At 29.3% G+C, this 491-nt stretch carries 1 protein-coding gene; it reads right to left on the bottom strand.

Annotated features, from left to right (window positions below):
- Positions 1-491, bottom strand: a 491-nt coding sequence (locus AVBRAN12640_RS09930) for a hypothetical protein (protein WP_336609198.1), incomplete at both ends; no start/stop codon positions are given.

Below are 491 nucleotides of genomic sequence, written 5' to 3'. Positions count from 1 at the left end.
AGCTTATCATCTACTTTTATTGTTTGAGCTTTGATTTCATCGGTTGTTTTTATATCATCGTTTATAAAATCAATATTATTAGCGTTAATATCTTTAAAGTCGTTCTTAGTAGTAGCTGTTAGTTTACCATTATTTACTGATACATTGCCTAAAAAGGTATTATTATCAGCTTTTACTTCGGTATTTGTATTTGTAATAATTACATCGCCTTTAAAGGTATTATTAGTTCCACTTACTTCTCCCATACTTACATTATCTTCATAAAAAGCTCCATCGGTTTTTAAAATACCACTACCTGTTACTTTTTCTGATACTGTTGAGCCTTCTTCTACATTTATAAAGCCTTCGTTTTTTATTTCTCCTTTGATTTCTGAACCGTTTATTACACTTACTTTTGCACCTTTACTATCAATTACTATGCCTTGCTCTAATGTAGCTTTATCTAAGACATTGTTTTTACTATCGCCTGTAATAGTTAGAGTTTGTTTAAA

The sequence above is a fragment of the Campylobacter sp. RM12640 genome, from assembly GCF_020137595.1.
Lineage (GTDB): Bacteria > Campylobacterota > Campylobacteria > Campylobacterales > Campylobacteraceae > Campylobacter_E.
The sequence above is the reverse complement of the archived record's forward strand: the minus strand, read 5'-3'. Positions and strand labels throughout refer to the sequence as shown.